The sequence below is a fragment of the Halalkalicoccus sp. NIPERK01 genome, from assembly GCF_030287405.1.
Taxonomy (GTDB): domain Archaea; phylum Halobacteriota; class Halobacteria; order Halobacteriales; family Halalkalicoccaceae; genus Halalkalicoccus.
In genome coordinates this window covers 26,563-42,507 of the sequence record NZ_JASVVV010000010.1, presented here as the reverse complement: position 1 = coordinate 42,507, position 15,945 = coordinate 26,563, and the positions used below count along the sequence as shown (strand labels likewise).

At 55.2% G+C, this 15,945-nt stretch carries 15 protein-coding genes and 1 pseudogene; 6 read left to right on the top strand and 10 right to left on the bottom strand.

Annotated features, from left to right (window positions below):
- The first annotated feature begins 207 nt into the window (after window positions 1-207).
- Complete coding sequence (locus tag QRT08_RS18340) at window positions 208-330, top strand: hypothetical protein (protein WP_286047435.1); 123 nt, start codon at window positions 208-210, stop codon at window positions 328-330.
- Window positions 331-739: 409 nt separating this feature from the next.
- Here QRT08_RS18340 and QRT08_RS18335 read toward each other — a convergent pair whose 3' ends face one another.
- The 6 genes from QRT08_RS18335 to QRT08_RS18310 form a co-directional block, all read right to left on the bottom strand.
- Window positions 740-1,732 carry a DUF7983 family protein gene (locus QRT08_RS18335; protein WP_286047438.1) on the bottom strand — a complete coding sequence of 331 codons (993 nt, stop codon included), beginning with the start codon at window positions 1,730-1,732 and terminating at the stop codon, window positions 740-742.
- 148 nt (window positions 1,733-1,880) lie between these two features.
- The gene (locus QRT08_RS18330; RefSeq protein WP_286047434.1) at window positions 1,881-2,429 is read right to left on the bottom strand and encodes a TATA-box-binding protein; all 549 of its coding nucleotides are present in this window, start codon (window positions 2,427-2,429) and stop codon (window positions 1,881-1,883) included.
- 165 nt (window positions 2,430-2,594) lie between these two features.
- Entirely contained in the window at window positions 2,595-2,975 is a 381-nt protein-coding gene (locus tag QRT08_RS18325; protein WP_286047433.1) for a hypothetical protein, read from the bottom strand.
- 126 nt (window positions 2,976-3,101) lie between these two features.
- On the bottom strand, window positions 3,102-6,059 hold the full coding sequence (locus tag QRT08_RS18320) for a type I restriction endonuclease subunit R (RefSeq protein WP_286047432.1): 2,958 nt from the start codon (window positions 6,057-6,059) through the stop codon (window positions 3,102-3,104).
- Complete coding sequence (locus tag QRT08_RS18315) at window positions 6,056-7,399, bottom strand: restriction endonuclease subunit S (RefSeq protein ID WP_286047431.1); 1,344 nt, start codon at window positions 7,397-7,399, stop codon at window positions 6,056-6,058. Before QRT08_RS18315 ends, QRT08_RS18320 begins: the two co-directional genes overlap by 4 nt.
- Window positions 7,399-9,390: a type I restriction-modification system subunit M gene (locus QRT08_RS18310; RefSeq protein WP_286047429.1), complete on the bottom strand. Its 1,992-nt coding sequence runs from the start codon at window positions 9,388-9,390 to the stop codon at window positions 7,399-7,401. Before QRT08_RS18310 ends, QRT08_RS18315 begins: the two co-directional genes overlap by 1 nt.
- A 337-nt stretch (window positions 9,391-9,727) precedes the next feature.
- Between QRT08_RS18310 and QRT08_RS18305 the strand changes: the two genes are divergently transcribed.
- Together QRT08_RS18305 and QRT08_RS18300 are read left to right on the top strand one after the other, a co-directional pair.
- Entirely contained in the window at window positions 9,728-10,333 is a 606-nt protein-coding gene (locus tag QRT08_RS18305; protein WP_286047428.1) for a site-specific integrase, read from the top strand.
- Complete coding sequence (locus tag QRT08_RS18300; protein ID WP_286047427.1) at window positions 10,330-10,749, top strand: DUF8161 domain-containing protein; 420 nt, start codon at window positions 10,330-10,332, stop codon at window positions 10,747-10,749. The genes QRT08_RS18305 and QRT08_RS18300 overlap by 4 nt, the downstream gene beginning before the upstream one ends.
- 97 nt (window positions 10,750-10,846) lie before the next feature.
- On the opposite strand, the gene QRT08_RS18295 is transcribed toward QRT08_RS18300, so the two are convergent.
- The 4 genes from QRT08_RS18295 to QRT08_RS18280 all read right to left on the bottom strand — a co-directional run bounded on the left by QRT08_RS18295 (window position 10,847) and on the right by QRT08_RS18280 (window position 12,792).
- Window positions 10,847-11,290, bottom strand: coding sequence for a PIN domain-containing protein (locus tag QRT08_RS18295; RefSeq protein ID WP_286047426.1), 444 nt, complete (start codon window positions 11,288-11,290; stop codon window positions 10,847-10,849).
- Window positions 11,287-11,571 (bottom strand): AbrB/MazE/SpoVT family DNA-binding domain-containing protein, encoded by a 285-nt coding sequence (locus tag QRT08_RS18290; RefSeq protein ID WP_286047425.1) that lies wholly within the window; start codon window positions 11,569-11,571, stop codon window positions 11,287-11,289. Before QRT08_RS18290 ends, QRT08_RS18295 begins: the two co-directional genes overlap by 4 nt.
- Window positions 11,572-11,644: 73 nt before the next feature.
- The gene (locus tag QRT08_RS18285) at window positions 11,645-12,028 is read right to left on the bottom strand and encodes a DUF8160 family protein (RefSeq protein WP_286047424.1); all 384 of its coding nucleotides are present in this window, start codon (window positions 12,026-12,028) and stop codon (window positions 11,645-11,647) included.
- The gene (locus tag QRT08_RS18280; RefSeq protein ID WP_286047423.1) at window positions 12,025-12,792 is read right to left on the bottom strand and encodes a ParA family protein; all 768 of its coding nucleotides are present in this window, start codon (window positions 12,790-12,792) and stop codon (window positions 12,025-12,027) included. The genes QRT08_RS18285 and QRT08_RS18280 overlap by 4 nt, the downstream gene beginning before the upstream one ends.
- A 183-nt stretch (window positions 12,793-12,975) precedes the next feature.
- Here QRT08_RS18280 and QRT08_RS19065 point away from each other — a divergent pair.
- From QRT08_RS19065 to QRT08_RS18270, 3 genes and pseudogenes are all read left to right on the top strand, one after another.
- Window positions 12,976-13,127: pseudogene (locus QRT08_RS19065) on the top strand (DUF7837 family putative zinc-binding protein).
- A 190-nt stretch (window positions 13,128-13,317) separates the two neighbouring features.
- Window positions 13,318-14,538 (top strand): Cdc6/Cdc18 family protein, encoded by a 1,221-nt coding sequence (locus tag QRT08_RS18275; protein WP_286047422.1) that lies wholly within the window; start codon window positions 13,318-13,320, stop codon window positions 14,536-14,538.
- A 1,083-nt stretch (window positions 14,539-15,621) separates the two neighbouring features.
- Window positions 15,622-15,900 (top strand): hypothetical protein, encoded by a 279-nt coding sequence (locus QRT08_RS18270; RefSeq protein WP_286047421.1) that lies wholly within the window; start codon window positions 15,622-15,624, stop codon window positions 15,898-15,900.
- The last annotated feature ends 45 nt before the right edge of the window (window positions 15,901-15,945 follow it).

The following is a 15,945-nucleotide window of genomic DNA, read 5'->3' as shown; positions in this document are numbered from 1 at the left end:
CCTCAACGACACCGACCGACAGACTCGTCTGCGCGCTCTCGCTCGCGCCCAAGGGCGCTCGCGAAGGCGCGAGCGAGAGCGCGCCTGAGGAGAACGACTATCCAGCACCGCGCGCCGACCCGCCCGGAGCGAGCGGCCAGCGGAGAAAGCGTGGGGGGTGAGCATACCGCGCAACCCCTCGCGCTTTCCCGCTGGCGTCGAGGGCACATGCATTTTAGCCCGGAACGGGCGCTCGCGGTGCGGAGAGCGCCCGCACGCCCGGAATGGTCGGTCGCGAGCGACGCGGAGGGCGGCAGCGGCGAGCGGGGCGGGCCGTTACGAACCACCTGACCAACCGGGCTCGACGCTCGGTGACACAACCAGCGTCCTGGCGGACTCAGAAAGGGCGAGGCCGTCTCGGTCGTCCCCCGACCCTGCAAGCACCGAGCGAAGCGAGGCGCGCAGCTGTGGTCGCGGGATGCCGAGCGGCCGAGGGCTTTCATCACTCGTATTCTGTCGAGTGCCGTTCGATAATACGAATCGTCGACAAGGTACGCGATCACTGTTAACCAACAAAAACTGGCTATAAACGCCGTTGTTGGTTAATTGGAATCAAAACAAATTCGCCCGCAAGCGGCTCTATCTTCATTCGGCATGAGGGGTGTTTACTGGCAACGGTGGAGTGTTCTTAACCAACGAAGCGGGAGAGAGACGCCAGCGTTGGTTAAGACGAAGTTGAAGCCCGATTCGGCCGCCGTCGCTATGACTGCGACTCGACCTCGGTGCCGGGTTTGAACTCGGTCAGCTCCTCGATGCGCTGTTCAAGATCGTCGACTTCCTGTCGGAGTTCCTCGGCGTCGGGATCGTCGCTCAGCGCAAGCTGATCCTTCAGCCCTTGCAGCCGGGTTTCCTTGCGCTCCTCGTCGACGTCGGCTTTCCGCACGTACTCGCTTTCCTCGATCTCGTAGACCGCCGATTCAGCGAGTTCGGTCACGTCCAAGGCCTCGTCGACTTTCTCGCGGTCGACGGCCAGAATCCGCTTGCGGGGAATCCCCGCATCCTCGAGAACATCCAGGACCTCGTCATCGTCCTTCAGCGAGCGATTGCGCCGGCTCGTCCGCTGGACCGATCCGTACTGGCCATGCACCGGCTGGTCGTGGTGGAGCCGCCCGAGGAGTACCTCTCGGACTGTCTGCCGGAGGTCGCCGGCGTTGCGCTGGACGTCTGACAGCAGTGTATAGAGGTTGATGAGCGCCGGCGTCTCACAATCCTCGAGCGCGGTCAGATCATGGCGCTTGAGGGCATCGATCAGCAATAGCATATCGGCGTAGACATCGAGATCGGGTTCCGTGCTATCCGTCGCGTCGTCCTGATCGGCGGCAGGCTGGGTAGCGGCTCTTTTGATAAGCTGGGACGTCGTCGGCTCGTCGGTTTCAGTGATCGTTCCCGCCTGATCGTCGATCTCGTACCGGGGATGAAGGCTGAGCACTGCCGCGTACGGTTCGGCGTCCGGTGGCAAGCGCTGGAATTCGAAGGTTCCGCCAGCGTCGGTAATGCGCTCGGCCAGCGTTTCGAACTGGTCGCGTTGGAGCGGCTGGGAGTCACCCGAGTCGACGAACTTGATAACGATGCGGTGCTCTTGGACGTCGGTGAGGCGGAATCGCGTCTCCGACAGAGGCGTAATGAGCGTCGCATCCGCGGCGAGCTCCTCACACTCGTCGAGGAGCGTCCGCCAGCTCGCGGTAAAGGGCATGTAGCCCTTGGTTGTATCGCGGGAAAACCTCTCGGACCAGTCCTTTCTCGACATCAGTCTCTTGCAACGCTTCGGCTATCTGGCGGCAGTTAACCAACAACAACCCCGGTGCGTAGGATCTGTTGGTTAATACCCACGAATCAGCGAATCATTCGCTCTCAAGAAGTGTTTCGATTGATTCACGGAACGCTGAGAAGGCTGTTTCAGCTGTATCAATTTCTTGAGCGCCAGTGATCACCACCTTCCCAGAGGCAAAGACCAGGAGTACACACATCTGATCTTGAGGTCGGTACACTAGGCCGGGGAACTGCTCAGGCTCGTACTCTGTTACCTCAAGTCCTAGGCCGATCGCAAGGGCCGACAGATTGAGCGGTCGCTCCATATCTGCCATACACACGTAGTTCTGGACGGTGAACCAGGCATCATCAGCAGCCGAGACAATTCCATGTCGATACAATACAGCCAGGAACTCATCCCGGAGTCTGCCAGCCTCGGCTTCCGATGACGCTCCGGTGATGATGTACTTACCGGTGCGGTACAGCGTAATCAGTGGTGCATCGTCACCGAATCGAAAGTAGGCACCAGGGTATTTCTCGGGATCGTAGTCAACGACATCGTCAAGCTCCCGTGCGACTGCCTGGAGATCGAGTTCCACATCGAGGGCTCCCGACGCAACGACGTTGACGACCTGTACCATCGTGAAACTCTTCGTGGCCGAGCATACATCTATCACCCTATATAATGTGCCGATAGCTTGCTCACTGCGGCCGGACTCAGCTCACTCTCTTTGAGTGGTTTCTGGCACATTGTACCCACCCGCTCTGGATGGGACTGTACGCCACCACCCGGCTATACCAGGGTGCTACTCACTCCGCTCGACGAGGTCGTACTCTTCAGCGTACTCGAAAATGACCTGGAGGATGTCCCACGATTTGCCTGTCTGGTCGTCTTCAAAGTACCATTCAGCCTGTTCACCGATGGCGTCAGAAACGGCTCCAGCATCGAGAAAGTCCTCTGGGTCTTCGAAGCCCATGCCAATCCAGTCTTCGCCAGCGAGGTTCGCAGACAGGTCCCGTGTGATGGCGTCGATCACCGCTCGCTGGAGGTCCGACGTGAAGTCTACCTCATACCGATCTTCGGGTATCTCTTCTTTTAGTTTCGGGAGCAACTGCTCGGCGATCTCCTGATGCGACGATTCTCCACTTCCGGCCCAGTCGTTCAATACTGTGTAGTCGTTTGTCATCGTTTAAGACCGTCTTATCCACGTATTGGCCAGGTCATTGATAGTGTTTCTACTCAATGGATTGGTGAATTATACTACTGTGAGAGGATAGTGATGTTGAAAACACCCGTCAGTGATGTCTGAAGCTTATCCTGGTTGACTCTCTTGGTACACTTGTCGACGAAGATGTTTTGTGATCGCTTCCTGAACCTCGTTGTTGTCCATAAACTCCGCAAATAACTCCTGATTCTGATCCATTCGATCGATAAACATGCTGGTGAGCTCACCATCGAATTCCAACGCAAAGTTTTCACGACTATTCGCGCGCGCAGAACGCCGGAGGTGATCGTCTTCCAGCGCATCTTCCTTGAGCTGTTCGAGGAACAATTGGTCGGCTTCCGTGAAATCAGTCCCAAGCTTCTCGTTGATTTTCTCGACGATAGTCGACAGTTCGACTTCGTCATCAGCTTCTGAACCGCCCGTTCCAGTCTCTGTCGGGCCTTCGACCTCACCATCGGTCGCGCTGAGTCCGATGGAACCCTCCTCGGACTTCTCAAGTCGATAGTACTGTAGAGCAAGTTCGTCATCGAACTCTACGGAGGGGTCACGAGATTGCCGTGGGAGTTCCTTGTACAGGAACCGCCCGAAAGTGTAGAGCTTCTCAAGGTGGGTATCAGCGTAGCTAACGATCTGCGACTGGAACTTATACAGCCGTAGGAACGACCGGAGCGTCGAACGGAAGTCTTCCTTGGTTTCCTCATCTTTAGCGACGAAGCGGTCCCGGGCCGGCTGAACGATACTGCTGAGTTTTCCATGGGCACCTTCTGTTCCCGTGTTAGAAGGGTCAAAGAACACCTCAGCGAAGCGGTCTACTTCCTGTTGTTCGTAAATACGAAACGCATCAAGCTCGGTGGCCAACTGTTGGATGTGCTGTGGATCCATCTCTTCTGCCACAGTCGTCTTTCCGTAGAACGGTTCGAATGCCTCCTTGATCTCGTCCTGCTCATTCTCGAAATCCAGTACGAACGTATCCTCTTTCCCGGGATGCTGTCGGTTCAGCCGGGAAAGTGTCTGAACGGCCTGGATTCCGGAGAGCTTCTTGTCGACGTACATCGTATGGAGGAGCGGTTGGTCAAAACCGGTCTGATACTTATCGGCGACGACGAGGACCTGGTACTCCGGGGTATCAAAGACGTTCGGGAGTTCCGACTCTTTGATGCCGTCGTTCATCCCTTTTTCAGTGTAGCTACGACCGTCGTCCTCAACCGTGCCACTGAACGCGACAAGCGCGCTGAGGTCATATCCATTCTCCTCGACATGTTCTTCGATCGCCTTCTTATATCGGACTGCGTGAGCACGAGAGGAAGTCACGATCATCGCCTTCGCCTTCCCCCCGATCTTGTACTGCGTGTGATTCCGGAAATGTTCAACAATGATCTCTACTTTCTGTGAGACGTTGTGGGGGTGGAGTTTCAGGAACCGCGAAATAGCTTTCACTGCTTTCTGCTCAGGTACCTGCGGATCCTCCTCGACGATTTTAGCGACGTTGTAGAACGTCTCGTACGTCGTGTAGTTTTGGAGGACGTCGAGGATGAACCCCTCATCAATCGCTTGCTGCATCGAGTAGAGGTGGAACGGTTCGTGGCCACCGTCACCATCGGGTTCACCGAACGCCTGTAAGGTCTTGGCCTTCGGCGTCGCAGTAAACGCAAAAAAGCTGAGATTGGGCTGTTTGTTCCGAGCCTTCGCATTCTCTGCCATGGCATCCTCCCAATCCTCGATATCTTCCTCGTCGACACCCGAGAGAATGCCTTTCATCTCGGCGGACATCTCGCCGCTCTGGCTGCTGTGGGCTTCATCGACGACAACGGCGTAATCCCGCTCTGGAAGTGACTGCGCGTGTTCAATGACGTACGGGAACGTCTGCAGTGTCGTGATGATGACCGGCTTGCCAGCCTCCAAAGCCTCAGCGAGCTCCTCGGATTTTGAGCGGTTCTCCCCTTTGATTGGGTGAACGACGCCAGTCTTGTGGTCGAGCTCGTAGATAGTGTTCCGGAGCTGTTCGTCGAGGACGGTCCGGTCGGTGACGACGACAACGCCGTCGAACACAGCGTCATCTTGGTCGTCGTGTAGCGAAACGAGACGGTGGACCAGCCACGCGATCGACTTGCTCTTCCCGCTTCCAGTGGAGTGCTGGATGAGGTAGTCCTCACCAGTCCCCTCTTCTTTCGCGCTAGTGACCAACTGGCGGACACACTCAAGCTGGTGATAGCGCGGGAAGATTATCGTCTCGTCTTCCTCAACGGTGATACCGTCTTTCTTGATCTCCTCGGTATCGATATGAATGAACCGCTGAATGATCTCCATCCAGCTATCCTTCGCCCAGGTCTCCTTCCAGAGATACGCAGTGCGGTGGTCATTCTCGCGTGGGGGGTTGCCACCGCCCTTCTCATGGCCCTTGTTGAACGGGAGGAAATGAGTGTCCTCACCATCGAGTTCCGTTGTGTAGTGGATCTCGTGCTGGTCGATAGCGAAATGTACCAATGCACCGCGTTTGAACCGGAAGAGGGGTTCGCTCGGATCGCGGTCCTGGCGGTACTGCTCCCGGGCATCCCTGTTAGCCTGGTCAGTAAAGGTATTCTTCAGTTCAGCTGTCGCCACGGGGATGCCGTTGACGCTCAGTGCGAGGTCAAGACTCAGACTTGGGTTCGTCGCTGAGTAGTGGAGTTGTTGGGTGACGCCAAGACAATTCGCTTTGTAGCGAGCTTGTAGCTCGGGATTGATCCCTGTGTTTGGTTTGAACGTCGCGAGATCGATTTTAGTGCCGGTGGTGCGAAGACCGTGGCGTAGTAGTTCGAGAGTACCTTGCCGTTCGAGGGCACTCGTCAGTTCCTGGAGAAAGCGCTCGCGAGCACTGCCCTTGTGGGCGGTTTCCAGCTGGTCCCAGGCCTCCGGCTGGGTTTCCTGTACGAACGAGACGACCTCGTCGGGGAATATCCCCCGTTCGGCGTCGAAGCCGTCACTGGGGACGCGTGTGTAGCCGCGTTTCAGGAGGGCGGCGGCGATCTCGTCCTCGAAGGCCTTCTCATCGTACTGTTTACTCATATTTGACTGGTCTTTACTTCACTTTTGACTTCTGATACATCAATCTGGCCCGTGATCGCGGCGGTGATAAGTGCCTGACGTTTCTCTTCAATTAAACTCTCACACTCAGACACTTTTTCGTCAAGATGCTGCCCCGATTCCAAACCTGCTTGTATCTGGTCAACGACCTGCCGTTGTTCTTCTATAGGGGGAAGAGGAATTTCGAGATTTCGAACCATTTCTAGAGTAACTTCGCTAAATGTGGCGCCCTTTGATAGTCGGTTAAACTCTTGGTGCGCCAGAGATGAGTTAAGCACATAATATAGGAAATCACCATTAACTGACTTATCAGGACGAATTCTAGCTATTCCTCTTCCAAGATTTGCTTCCTCCAGATGATCTGGAACCTGCATCACTTTACCCACGGTCGCGCGGATGGACATAATCAAATCGCCCGGGTGAACAACTGACCTAGAGTACTGCTCGTGAATCTCTGTCGTCGTTCGCATATAGCCGTCTTCGGGGAGCTCGCCTTCTATCAGGTCTGACACACGTATATATGGGACCCCAGACTCGATGTCTGGGCCTGGTTGGACAATCCCGTACGCAATCGGCTCATCGACAATATATTTTAATTTTGTGCTCGACCAATTATTCGGTAGTCGAGGTATCCAGGATACCTTAGTATCCTTCATCACCGCGTTCTGAATGAGTTTTCCGGTGATTCCCAGATCAATGATGGTGTTTCTCCTTTCTGACAGCGTTTTCTCTAGTCTATCTAGCCTATCTGCTAAATCATCAATATAACTGATAATCTCCTCCAGATTTCGGACTATTGTATCTCTCTTGGTCTTGGGAGCTATCGAGATAGAGAATTCTTCTAGGAACTCGCTGGGTATCCGCTGCTGACCAGCTACCCCTTTCATAGCTGCCTCACCACCTTGCTTGAACGGTTCCGATCTCAGTAGGTACCATAAAAACTTGGAGGACACACCCTTTCGTGGACGTAAAACGTGTAATTCTGTAGTTCCAAACCCGATATCGTTCTCCAGGCCCTGACAGATCGCGCCTTTGCCGTTCTCGAATGAGGGAGTGATTTTCGCTATTGCAATGTCCCCCTCACGGAAATACGTATAGCCATCATAGACCTCTTCCAGCGGGCGAGTCTCCGTATTCTTGATTTCGCCATCAGTACTGAAGTCTTCCAAGGGCACGAAGCTAACATCCGTCTCCGGATTGAGGTCAGAAATCTCGGACTTGGCTGGATTGATTCGTGCGAGGTGTTTCAGTCGGACCGTCTCCTGCCCGCTCGAGCTTTCCCCCTCATCAGTGAACTGCCTGATATTCGCCTGTTCAACCATTATTCTGTCACCTCGCTCAGCAGTTCGACGATTTCATCCTCCAGTTCACGAATGTCGGCGTCGATCTCCTCTAGCGGCCGTGGCGGCTCATATTCGTAGAAGTAGCGATCGAAGTTGATTTCGTACCCCACCACTCCTAATTCGCCATCCTGATCGTCGTGGTATTTGCTACTCTCGTTTATCCAAGCGTTCTCAACATAGGGCTGTACCTCCTCCTCGAAGTACTCCCGCGGATCCTTCCCCAAGGGCACGCGCTCACGGTCGCGCAGATCGGTGTCATGCTCCGGGTTCCCCTTGCTGTCGGTCACTATCTCGGCGTCATCGTTCTGCTCGCCCAGCGCGCGCTCGATCGCATTGTAGACGCTATTGCGGACGTCAATATCGTTCCGTTCGAAGCAGTCTTCCACTTCCTGCATGAACTCGTCTCGGTCCATCCACTGTGTCTCCGAGTCCAGTTCATAGAGCGCCTCTTTCACCGCTTCCTGCACCTCTTCGTCGCGGTTCGTGAACGCCCGTTCGTCGTCAAGGCTTTCGATACGCTCCTCGGTCGCGCGGAAGCTCATGCGCAACGGCCGGTCGATGACGATGCGGCGGTAGCCGAACTCTTCGGTGGGGACGACCTTCGAACGGCCGTTGGCCTTCAGATCGCCGAAGAGGCGCGAGATCTCGTTGATGTGCTCCTGTGTTAGCTCGTGACGTTTCTCCCCCAGGCTCTCGTCCATCTCGGCATACAAGTCCTGGGCGTCGATAAGCTGAACGTGCCCCTGCCGTCGCTCGGGTTTGTCGTTCGAGAGCACCCAAATGTAGGTCCGAATGCCCGTATTGTAGAAGAGATTCTTGGGTAGGCCGACAATGGCCTCCAGCCAGTCATTTTCGAGAATCCAGCGGCGGATAGCTGACTCCCCGCTGTTTGGGCCACCGTTGAACAACGGTGAGCCGTTGAACACAATCGCAATACGGGAGCCACCCTGTGATGGTGACTTCATCTTACTCAGCATATGCTGGAGAAACAGGAACGCTCCGTCGTTGGTCCGTGGGAGCCCCGCGCCAAAGCGGCCAGCGAACCCTTCCTCCTCGTGTTCACGCTCAACCTGATCTTTGACCTTCTTCCACGAAACCCCGAACGGCGGGTTGGAGAGCATATAGTCGAAGGTCCGGCTCGGGAAGCCATCGTCAGTAAAGGAGTTACCGTAAATGATGTTCTCAGGCTCTTGTCCCTTGATGAGCATATCTGAGTTACAGACGGCATAGGATTCGGGATTCAGCTCCTGCCCGAAGACGTGGAGGTTCGCGTCGGTGTTGAGCTGACGGACGTACTCCTCGGCGACGCTGAGCATCCCGCCGGTCCCACAAGCCGGGTCGTAGACCGTGCGGATGGCGTCCTGCTCGGTCAGGACCTCGTCGTCCTCTTGGAAGACGAGATTGACCATCAGTTCGATGACTTCCCGCGGCGTGAAGTGTTCGCCGGCGGTCTCGTTACTGAGTTCGTTGAACTTCCGGATGAGTTCTTCATAGATATAACCCATTTCCTCGTTGGGGACCTCGTCCGGATGTAGAGGAAGCTCCGCAAACTGCCGAACCACCTTGTAGAGGAGATTGGCCTCATTGAGGCGCTGTATCTGGTGGTCGAAGTCGAACTTCTCGAAGATCTCCGTTGTCTCCTCGTCGTATTGATTGATGTAGTACTGGAGGTTCTCCGCGATGTCGTCGGGGTCATTGCACAGCGACTCGAACGTGTACTCGCTGGTGTTGTACACCTCCGCGTCAGCAGCCTGCTTCAGCGAGGGTGCAACGTTTTCGATGCCTTGTTTCTGGAGCTGTTCGTAGCGCTCCAACACCTCGTCTTTACTCTGCTCAGTCACGCAGTCGAGCCGTCGGAGCACTGTCAGCGGCAGGATTACCTTCTGATACTCCGACTGCTTGTAGTCCCCTCTGAGTAAATCCGCAATAGACCAGATGAAGTCCGTCTTCTCAGTGAAGTTCTCGACCATTATACGGTTCGATGCAAGTATATCCGATAAACCCCACGGAGCATCCCCGAAGGACTACGTATCGACGGCCATGAAGAGGGAGTCGGCGTTATTGGCGAATCAATTTCCATTGCTTATCATCTCAACGAGTAGCGATCAGCCCTTTCGCACTAATCTTCCCGATTGGTAGATCAGATCAAGAATGGGAAGTGCGAATTCTGCGAAGCATTTCCGCCTTATCAGAGAAGTCGGCACCGAAAGACCGTCACTCTCCTCTGAGACAGCCTAATCGCGGGATGACATCCCACGTTTTTGATGCACGATAGATATTTAGTGTAAGCTTGTTTTAGAAGCTCCTATGCGACTGGAAGCGACCGCAAAACAGGACGAATACAAGGTCTGGATGACCGACGCCGAACTCGAGGAGTTGCGACGGGCCGCTGCGAACCATCGCGACGATCTCATCATCCAGCTCGGTGGCTACGTCGGCCTCCGAGCCTTCGAAATTCCGCAAATCCGCCCGGAACACGTGAAGCGCACGCCGGACGGCGATCACTACCGACTCCGGGTTCCAGAGGGAAAGGACACGACCGGGAACGGCGGGAAGCCCCGTGATGCCTACCTCCCAGCTGACGTCGAGGGCGACGTTCACCGCTACCAGACTGCCGAAGATATATCGCCAGACGATTTATTGATTGATCTCACCGAGCGCGGCGTCCGTGACGTCGTGAAGCGCACCGCCGAGCGTGCGGCCGCCGAAACTGGCGACGACGATTATCAGTACGTCAGTTCCCATGACCTCCGCCGACGCTTCGCCCAGCGACTCCTCGTCGACCGGCAGATGAATCCCCGGGTTGTGATGGCCGTCGGCGGCTGGGATAGCTTCCAGGCCATCGAACCGTACCTCAACGCACCGACGGCCGAGGTCGTCAACGATGCCTTCGAGGAGGCCGGTCTTGCATGACTGAAGACGACGTCGATCCCGACGATCCCCGTCCGAAGGGGCACTTCCCGCGGTTTGCGGACAACGAGTGGCACTACGTTCCGGACGAACTCGCACAGACGATCTCGCTCGGACCGGGCGGCGACGGGGAGGAGGGGCAAGACTGGGTGCTCACGTACACGCCGGAGCAGCGAGATGAGGACGACCGTGAGAAAGTCCTCGTTCGGCTGATCCCTCGCGCGCTCCACGAACTCTACATCGAGACGAAGGGCCTCGACGTCGAAACCCGACAGATGGGGCACCGCGCAGAGTGTGACCTCTGTGGCGAGATGGTCGATTTTGAGCGAGCGATTCCGAACGGCGCTGGCGACCCGTGCCATCGTCGCTGCTGGGCTGAGGCCTACGGCGCACCTGAGTGGTTCACTGACCACTCGTAGCGAAAATCAGTGAAACGAAGGATAGGCTGGCGAGGGAGTCGGTTTCCGGGACGCGAGGGTAGGGTTGGGGCGGTAGAAACGGGTGCTCAGAACGGAATCAGGCCGGTTCTTCGCGGATTTGTTGCAAGTCGCTATCCTCCGACAGGTCACCGAACTCGGGGTCCGCTCCAACGACGAGGGTAGCCTCCTCCTCGATTGCCAGCGCAGCAGCGTATGAATCGCCGAGCGAGATACCACCCGCACCTTTGATGCGGGCGACCGTACTCCATGTCGGATTCTCTATCGTCACTCCAAAGCCCCGGAGGATGCGCAGATCCTGCTCGCCGACGTCAAACTCGTCTTCGCCAGGCGGGGTTTGGTTCGGGTCACCTGTTTCGAGACGAGCGACTTTATAGACCACCTCAGTCGCGGTGGCGTGGGAGATCGCTCCACTCGCCTCTTCGCTTTCGATCGCCTGCAGCCGCTCGGTCACATCCGGAGCGCCAGGTTCGTCGTAAAAATACGCGATGAGTGGTTCTGTGTCAAAGACGTAGTCCGTCATTGGTGCCGTTCGAGCCGCTCATCGCGCTCGAGCTGTTTGTCCTCTTCTTTCATCCCCCGCAGGTGCTCGAGGACGTCGCCCTTCTCGTAACGGCCAGCGTGGACACCCTGCATCTCTTCGACTGAGGGGAGGGGTTCAACCACGATCTTTCCGTCCTCCTCGTGGATGAGTACCTTCCCAGGCGTTTCGATGCCAAAGCGTTCACGGAGCTCCTTCGGAATCGTCGCCTGTCCCTTCTTGGACACGCGAATGATTTCCCCGCCATCAGTACTACTGGACATTGCTGTATTACAGTTGGAGTCAGTACTACTAAACCTTTCTCGTCATACTTAGTGTCCGATAACCTCCGTCGGGCTATACAGAATCCTTGCTTTCCAACTGTTCTGTGACTTCTGTGACTTCCATCCGTTCCAAGCGTTCTAGGCCGAGTTCGACGATGAGCGGGTAGAAGTGGCGTGTCTTCTTGAGATCCATATCAGCGTCAGCCTCTGATAGTGAGAGGTCCAGGCGTTTGAACGCGGTCGTGAGGTCACTATCGAGGTCGTCATCGAGGTAGAAGCTCCGTACGTTCCATTCCTTCTTGATGTTCTGTGCTTTCTGTGAAGTCTGTGGCTTCCCCTCTCCCCCTGACTGAACAGAATTCATGTCGTTCTGTGACTCCTCAGAAGTGGTCTCGTTCTCGTCGTTCTGGTCGTTGTCAAACCGGCGGCTCAGGCGGTCGTCAATTTCGTCACTCATTGATTCACCTCCGTAGCAATCTGTGCGTACACGTCGGTCATATCAGTCTCTTCGGCGCCTTCTGCGAATACCGAACCCTGATTTTTCACTGCTCGCTTGATTGCTGCCCGGCTTCGAACAGTCCACACACCTACGCGTCCTTCGAAGCGTTCGTTGAACCAGTCAATGGCCGCCCGCTGTTCATTATCCAGGGGATAGGCCACGTTCGAGACAATGAGTCCGAGGACATCGATGTGTGTGTCGTAGTTATCCTCGAGCGTGTCCAGCTGGCGCAGCAGATGGTTCAACGCGAGCTGGGAACTCTCGTCGGCTTCGACCGGCACGAGCAGTTCCTCGGTAGCGAGTACAACGTTGTCGTTCAGCGGGCCCAGCGACGGCGGCGCATCGATAAGGATGACGTCCCACGCGGTCGCGTTCTCCAAGACCCTCTTCAGCCGTAGTCGAGGACGCATCCCACTCGCGATGAGATCCTGCTCGAGGTGGAACATATCGATGTTGGCCGGGAGTAGATCGAACTCGTCGTGAGTGACAACGAGTTCGTCGACGTCGTGGTCGGCAGGCGACTGAAGCGCATCGTACAGCGAGGGTGGTTCCGAGGTATACTCGTCTTCGAATCCAAGGCGATGTGTGAGGTATCCCTGGGGATCCATGTCGACAGCGAGAACGTCCACACCCTTGGCAGCGAGGGCACCAGCGACGTTGATCGTGTTCGTAGTTTTGCTTACGCCTCCTTTTTGATTCGTGACTCCGATTCGTCGAGTCATGGCTTCCATCCGTTCTGTGCGTTCTGTGACTTCAAATAATTACGTCAGACACACGGCATCTCAAGATAGCTGGATTCAGCCAAAACAACCGTCTCTGAGTCGCTAACTCGCCAGAGACTCACTTTCGGAGGCGGCACATACGCTATTGGAGGGGCAACTGTCACACGTTCCTTCCCCCTTTCCATGACTACGGGCGAGTCGACGGTCGGGAGGTGTCCTAACTGTAGTGAGCGAATTTCCTCGGCGTGGGTTCTCATTGAGTACGAGAAAGACGACGGAACCACGGGATCTGGGCTGAGTGTCCAGCGTGTGATGATGTCGTCAGTCCAGAGTGAGCACTAGTGGGATGGATGGCCGGAACCTGCGGAAATATGGTGTGGGGTGCGGAACCTCCGGAACCGTTGGTGCTGTGGATCTCTGGGTAGCCTACGGAAACTAACCCCCCACCTGCGGAACCTGCGGAAACATCGGTCGAAGGTTTTTTGTGATATTCTCTGGTTGAGGGAACCAACGCCAAACCTTACTATGACATCAGCCTTTGATGATTTATCGGAGAGCGCGATTTTCGACAAGCGAGATGCTCTCGCCGATGAATACATTCCCTCGGAAATTGTCGGACGCGACGAAAAGAAAGAGGAGTATATGAATGCCCTCCTGCCCGTCTACAAGGGGGAAAGTCCAGATAATATCTTTCTCTACGGGCAGAACGGCGTCGGGAAGACCGCTGTTACACATTGGGTGCTCAACCAGCTTGAAGCGTCGGAGAAGCTCCAGACTGAGCTTGCAGTCCTTCCAATCAACTGTGAAGGTGTGAATACGTCGTATCAGTTGACGATAGAACTCGCGAATCAATTGATCCCGAATTCGGAGGACTATCTCCCCTCAACGGGCCACCCTGAGAGTAAAGTCTATTCCGTTTTCTTTGACCAGCTAGACAAGATCGGGGGGACTGCTCTCGTTGTCCTCGACGAGATCGATCACGTAGCGAACATCGACACGTTCCTTTACAAGGCCACGCGCGCAGCGAGTTATGGTGATCTCACCGAGACGAAACTCGGTCTTATCGGAATTAGCACCGATACTGCCTTCGGTGAAAATCTATCATCAGATGTCCGCTCATCTCTTCGCGAGCGCGTCATCGAATTCCCACCGTACGATGCCAGTCAGCTTGAGGAAGTCCTCCGCCAGCGTGTTGATACCGCCTTCTACGAGGATGTGGTAACCAACGCAGCAATCACTTATGCGGCCGCTCTTGGGTCGAAGAACAGTGGAGATGCACGGATGGTTCTCGACTTGATTCGAATCGCTGGCGACTACGCTCGCGAGCGGGGGGAAGACCACGTCACGGACGACCTCGTTGAGGAAGCCATGGACGAATATGAGATAGAACGGTCGATGTCAGTGTTGGCTGATCTCCCGGAAAACATCAAGATAGTCGTGTATGCCCTCGCAGTTCTCGAAGAACGTGAGGATGAGGAAGTTACATCAGCAATTCTCTATGATCTCTATAGTGATTTTGCGAAGATGGTCGGACACGATCCTGTCTCGGAACGTCGAGCACGGGACTACTACGGACGGCTGGATGAGTTAAACATCATCGAATCCCGGGTGAATCACGATTCCTCGGGAGGTCAGTACAAATCTCACTCGCTGAACCATTCTACCACCGAAGTACTCACAGCTCTCGGCGATACTATCGATACAATTGGAGTCCACCAGGGCGTTCAGCACTTGGTTGAGGACTAAGATCGACTCTTCACGTTCTATACGACAATTTCGATAGTAGGATAGAACCCGACTCAGCACACCACCGCTTCCGGAGGTTCCGTAGGACACACCACTATTTCCGCAGGTTCCATACGGGGGACCATCGTTTCCGCAGGTGTTCTGCAAAGCACGTGGAAATCGCAAGACAGAGGAGAGATTCTAGTAGATTCGACACACACCCTCCATCATTTCCGCGGGTTAGCGTTGAGAGTGACCGTGGAAACCTAGATCCCTATTTAGTAGGAGAAAGGTTTATTGCATTGCAAGAAAAACCACAGCCGTATTGCAGTCAATAAAGCGTTCTAGTAGAAGTTAGGGTTGTGAGACGGGACTTCCCAGTCCTTCTGTTCCCACCTGCGGAAACAGTGGAGTGTGTGTGTGGTCCCTCCACTAAATCAAGTGTTGTACTGCGGTTCTCCGACTGATCTCTACCCACCTCCGGAAACCGCACCCTGCCTATGGAACCTCCGGAAATGACGGTGTCCCCTCCGGAACCTCCGGAAACGATGGTATGGCCTTCCAAGTAGTCATCCTCAATGAGAATACCAGTGTAGCTTCAACCCTCGACTCGAGAGCTTACCGTATGTTTTACTGTAAAACGGTTTCGTCTACCTCGTCTACTCGTTCAGCGAGGAGCTGAACAAGCTCACGTATGGTGATTTTATCATCTTGACAAGTGTTGTAACGGCGGCGTACTTGATTGCTTCAGCGTAGCTGGAGCAATCATGACGCGTCATGTCATGATCCGAGTGAGCTTTGTGGCCAAGATGTCACTGACTGTGATTGTTGTGTAACCCTCTGGAGGCATGAACAGCTAATGGGTACAATTTACGGTAAGTTGACTAGTTTACGGTTGAAGCTACACTAAGAGGGAAATAGAAGCTGCACCTACGGTGCATGAGCTTCATAGGAGACCTTTGTTATAAGACACGGACACACCACTCTGCACGAGAGTATAGAGGCTCATTCTCATCCAGAGAGCGAATTTGTGGACTCCCCGAGCATATTGTCGATCGCGAGCTCACAGCCAACCAGGAGCGCGCGCGATTCATCGCGAAGGACGTGCGGGACTACGCCGAGAAGGTTCCCGCTGGCCTCTTCGTGGATAGTCAAACGATTACGAAGGTGATCGCCGCCGCCGAAGGAACAAAGCCACATACGCAAACCGTGGCGCGTGTTATGGACTTTCTCAACGACCTCGGGAAAGAGGACATCAAGCTAAAGAAACGGCGAGGGAAGAAGTTCGTTGTCATCGATCCGGAAGCGGCGGATCGATATCACAGTCGTTGTGATCGGGAGAACGACGATACCCCTGGCGAGAGAGTGATCGGAACGGTCTAGTCGTTCGCCGACGAGAATAGTTCGCGAGAGCGAGCCACGTGAGCA

Excerpts from the sequence above, each read along its gene's own strand:
- QRT08_RS18340 (WP_286047435.1), top strand. The coding sequence starts at position 208 with ATGCATTTTAGCCCGGAACGGGCGCTCGCGGTGCGGAGAGCGCCCGCA.
- QRT08_RS18335 (WP_286047438.1), bottom strand. The coding sequence starts at position 1,732 with ATGCCCTTTACCGCGAGCTGGCGGACGCTCCTCGACGAGTGTGAGGAG.
- QRT08_RS18330 (WP_286047434.1), bottom strand. The coding sequence starts at position 2,429 with ATGGTACAGGTCGTCAACGTCGTTGCGTCGGGAGCCCTCGATGTGGAA.
- QRT08_RS18325 (WP_286047433.1), bottom strand. The coding sequence starts at position 2,975 with ATGACAAACGACTACACAGTATTGAACGACTGGGCCGGAAGTGGAGAA.
- QRT08_RS18320 (WP_286047432.1), bottom strand. The coding sequence starts at position 6,059 with ATGAGTAAACAGTACGATGAGAAGGCCTTCGAGGACGAGATCGCCGCC.
- QRT08_RS18315 (WP_286047431.1), bottom strand. The coding sequence starts at position 7,399 with ATGGTTGAACAGGCGAATATCAGGCAGTTCACTGATGAGGGGGAAAGC.
- QRT08_RS18310 (WP_286047429.1), bottom strand. The coding sequence starts at position 9,390 with ATGGTCGAGAACTTCACTGAGAAGACGGACTTCATCTGGTCTATTGCG.
- QRT08_RS18305 (WP_286047428.1), top strand. The coding sequence starts at position 9,728 with ATGCGACTGGAAGCGACCGCAAAACAGGACGAATACAAGGTCTGGATG.
- QRT08_RS18300 (WP_286047427.1), top strand. The coding sequence starts at position 10,330 with ATGACTGAAGACGACGTCGATCCCGACGATCCCCGTCCGAAGGGGCAC.
- QRT08_RS18295 (WP_286047426.1), bottom strand. The coding sequence starts at position 11,290 with ATGACGGACTACGTCTTTGACACAGAACCACTCATCGCGTATTTTTAC.
- QRT08_RS18290 (WP_286047425.1), bottom strand. The coding sequence starts at position 11,571 with ATGTCCAGTAGTACTGATGGCGGGGAAATCATTCGCGTGTCCAAGAAG.
- QRT08_RS18285 (WP_286047424.1), bottom strand. The coding sequence starts at position 12,028 with ATGAGTGACGAAATTGACGACCGCCTGAGCCGCCGGTTTGACAACGAC.
- QRT08_RS18280 (WP_286047423.1), bottom strand. The coding sequence starts at position 12,792 with ATGACTCGACGAATCGGAGTCACGAATCAAAAAGGAGGCGTAAGCAAA.
- QRT08_RS18275 (WP_286047422.1), top strand. The coding sequence starts at position 13,318 with ATGACATCAGCCTTTGATGATTTATCGGAGAGCGCGATTTTCGACAAG.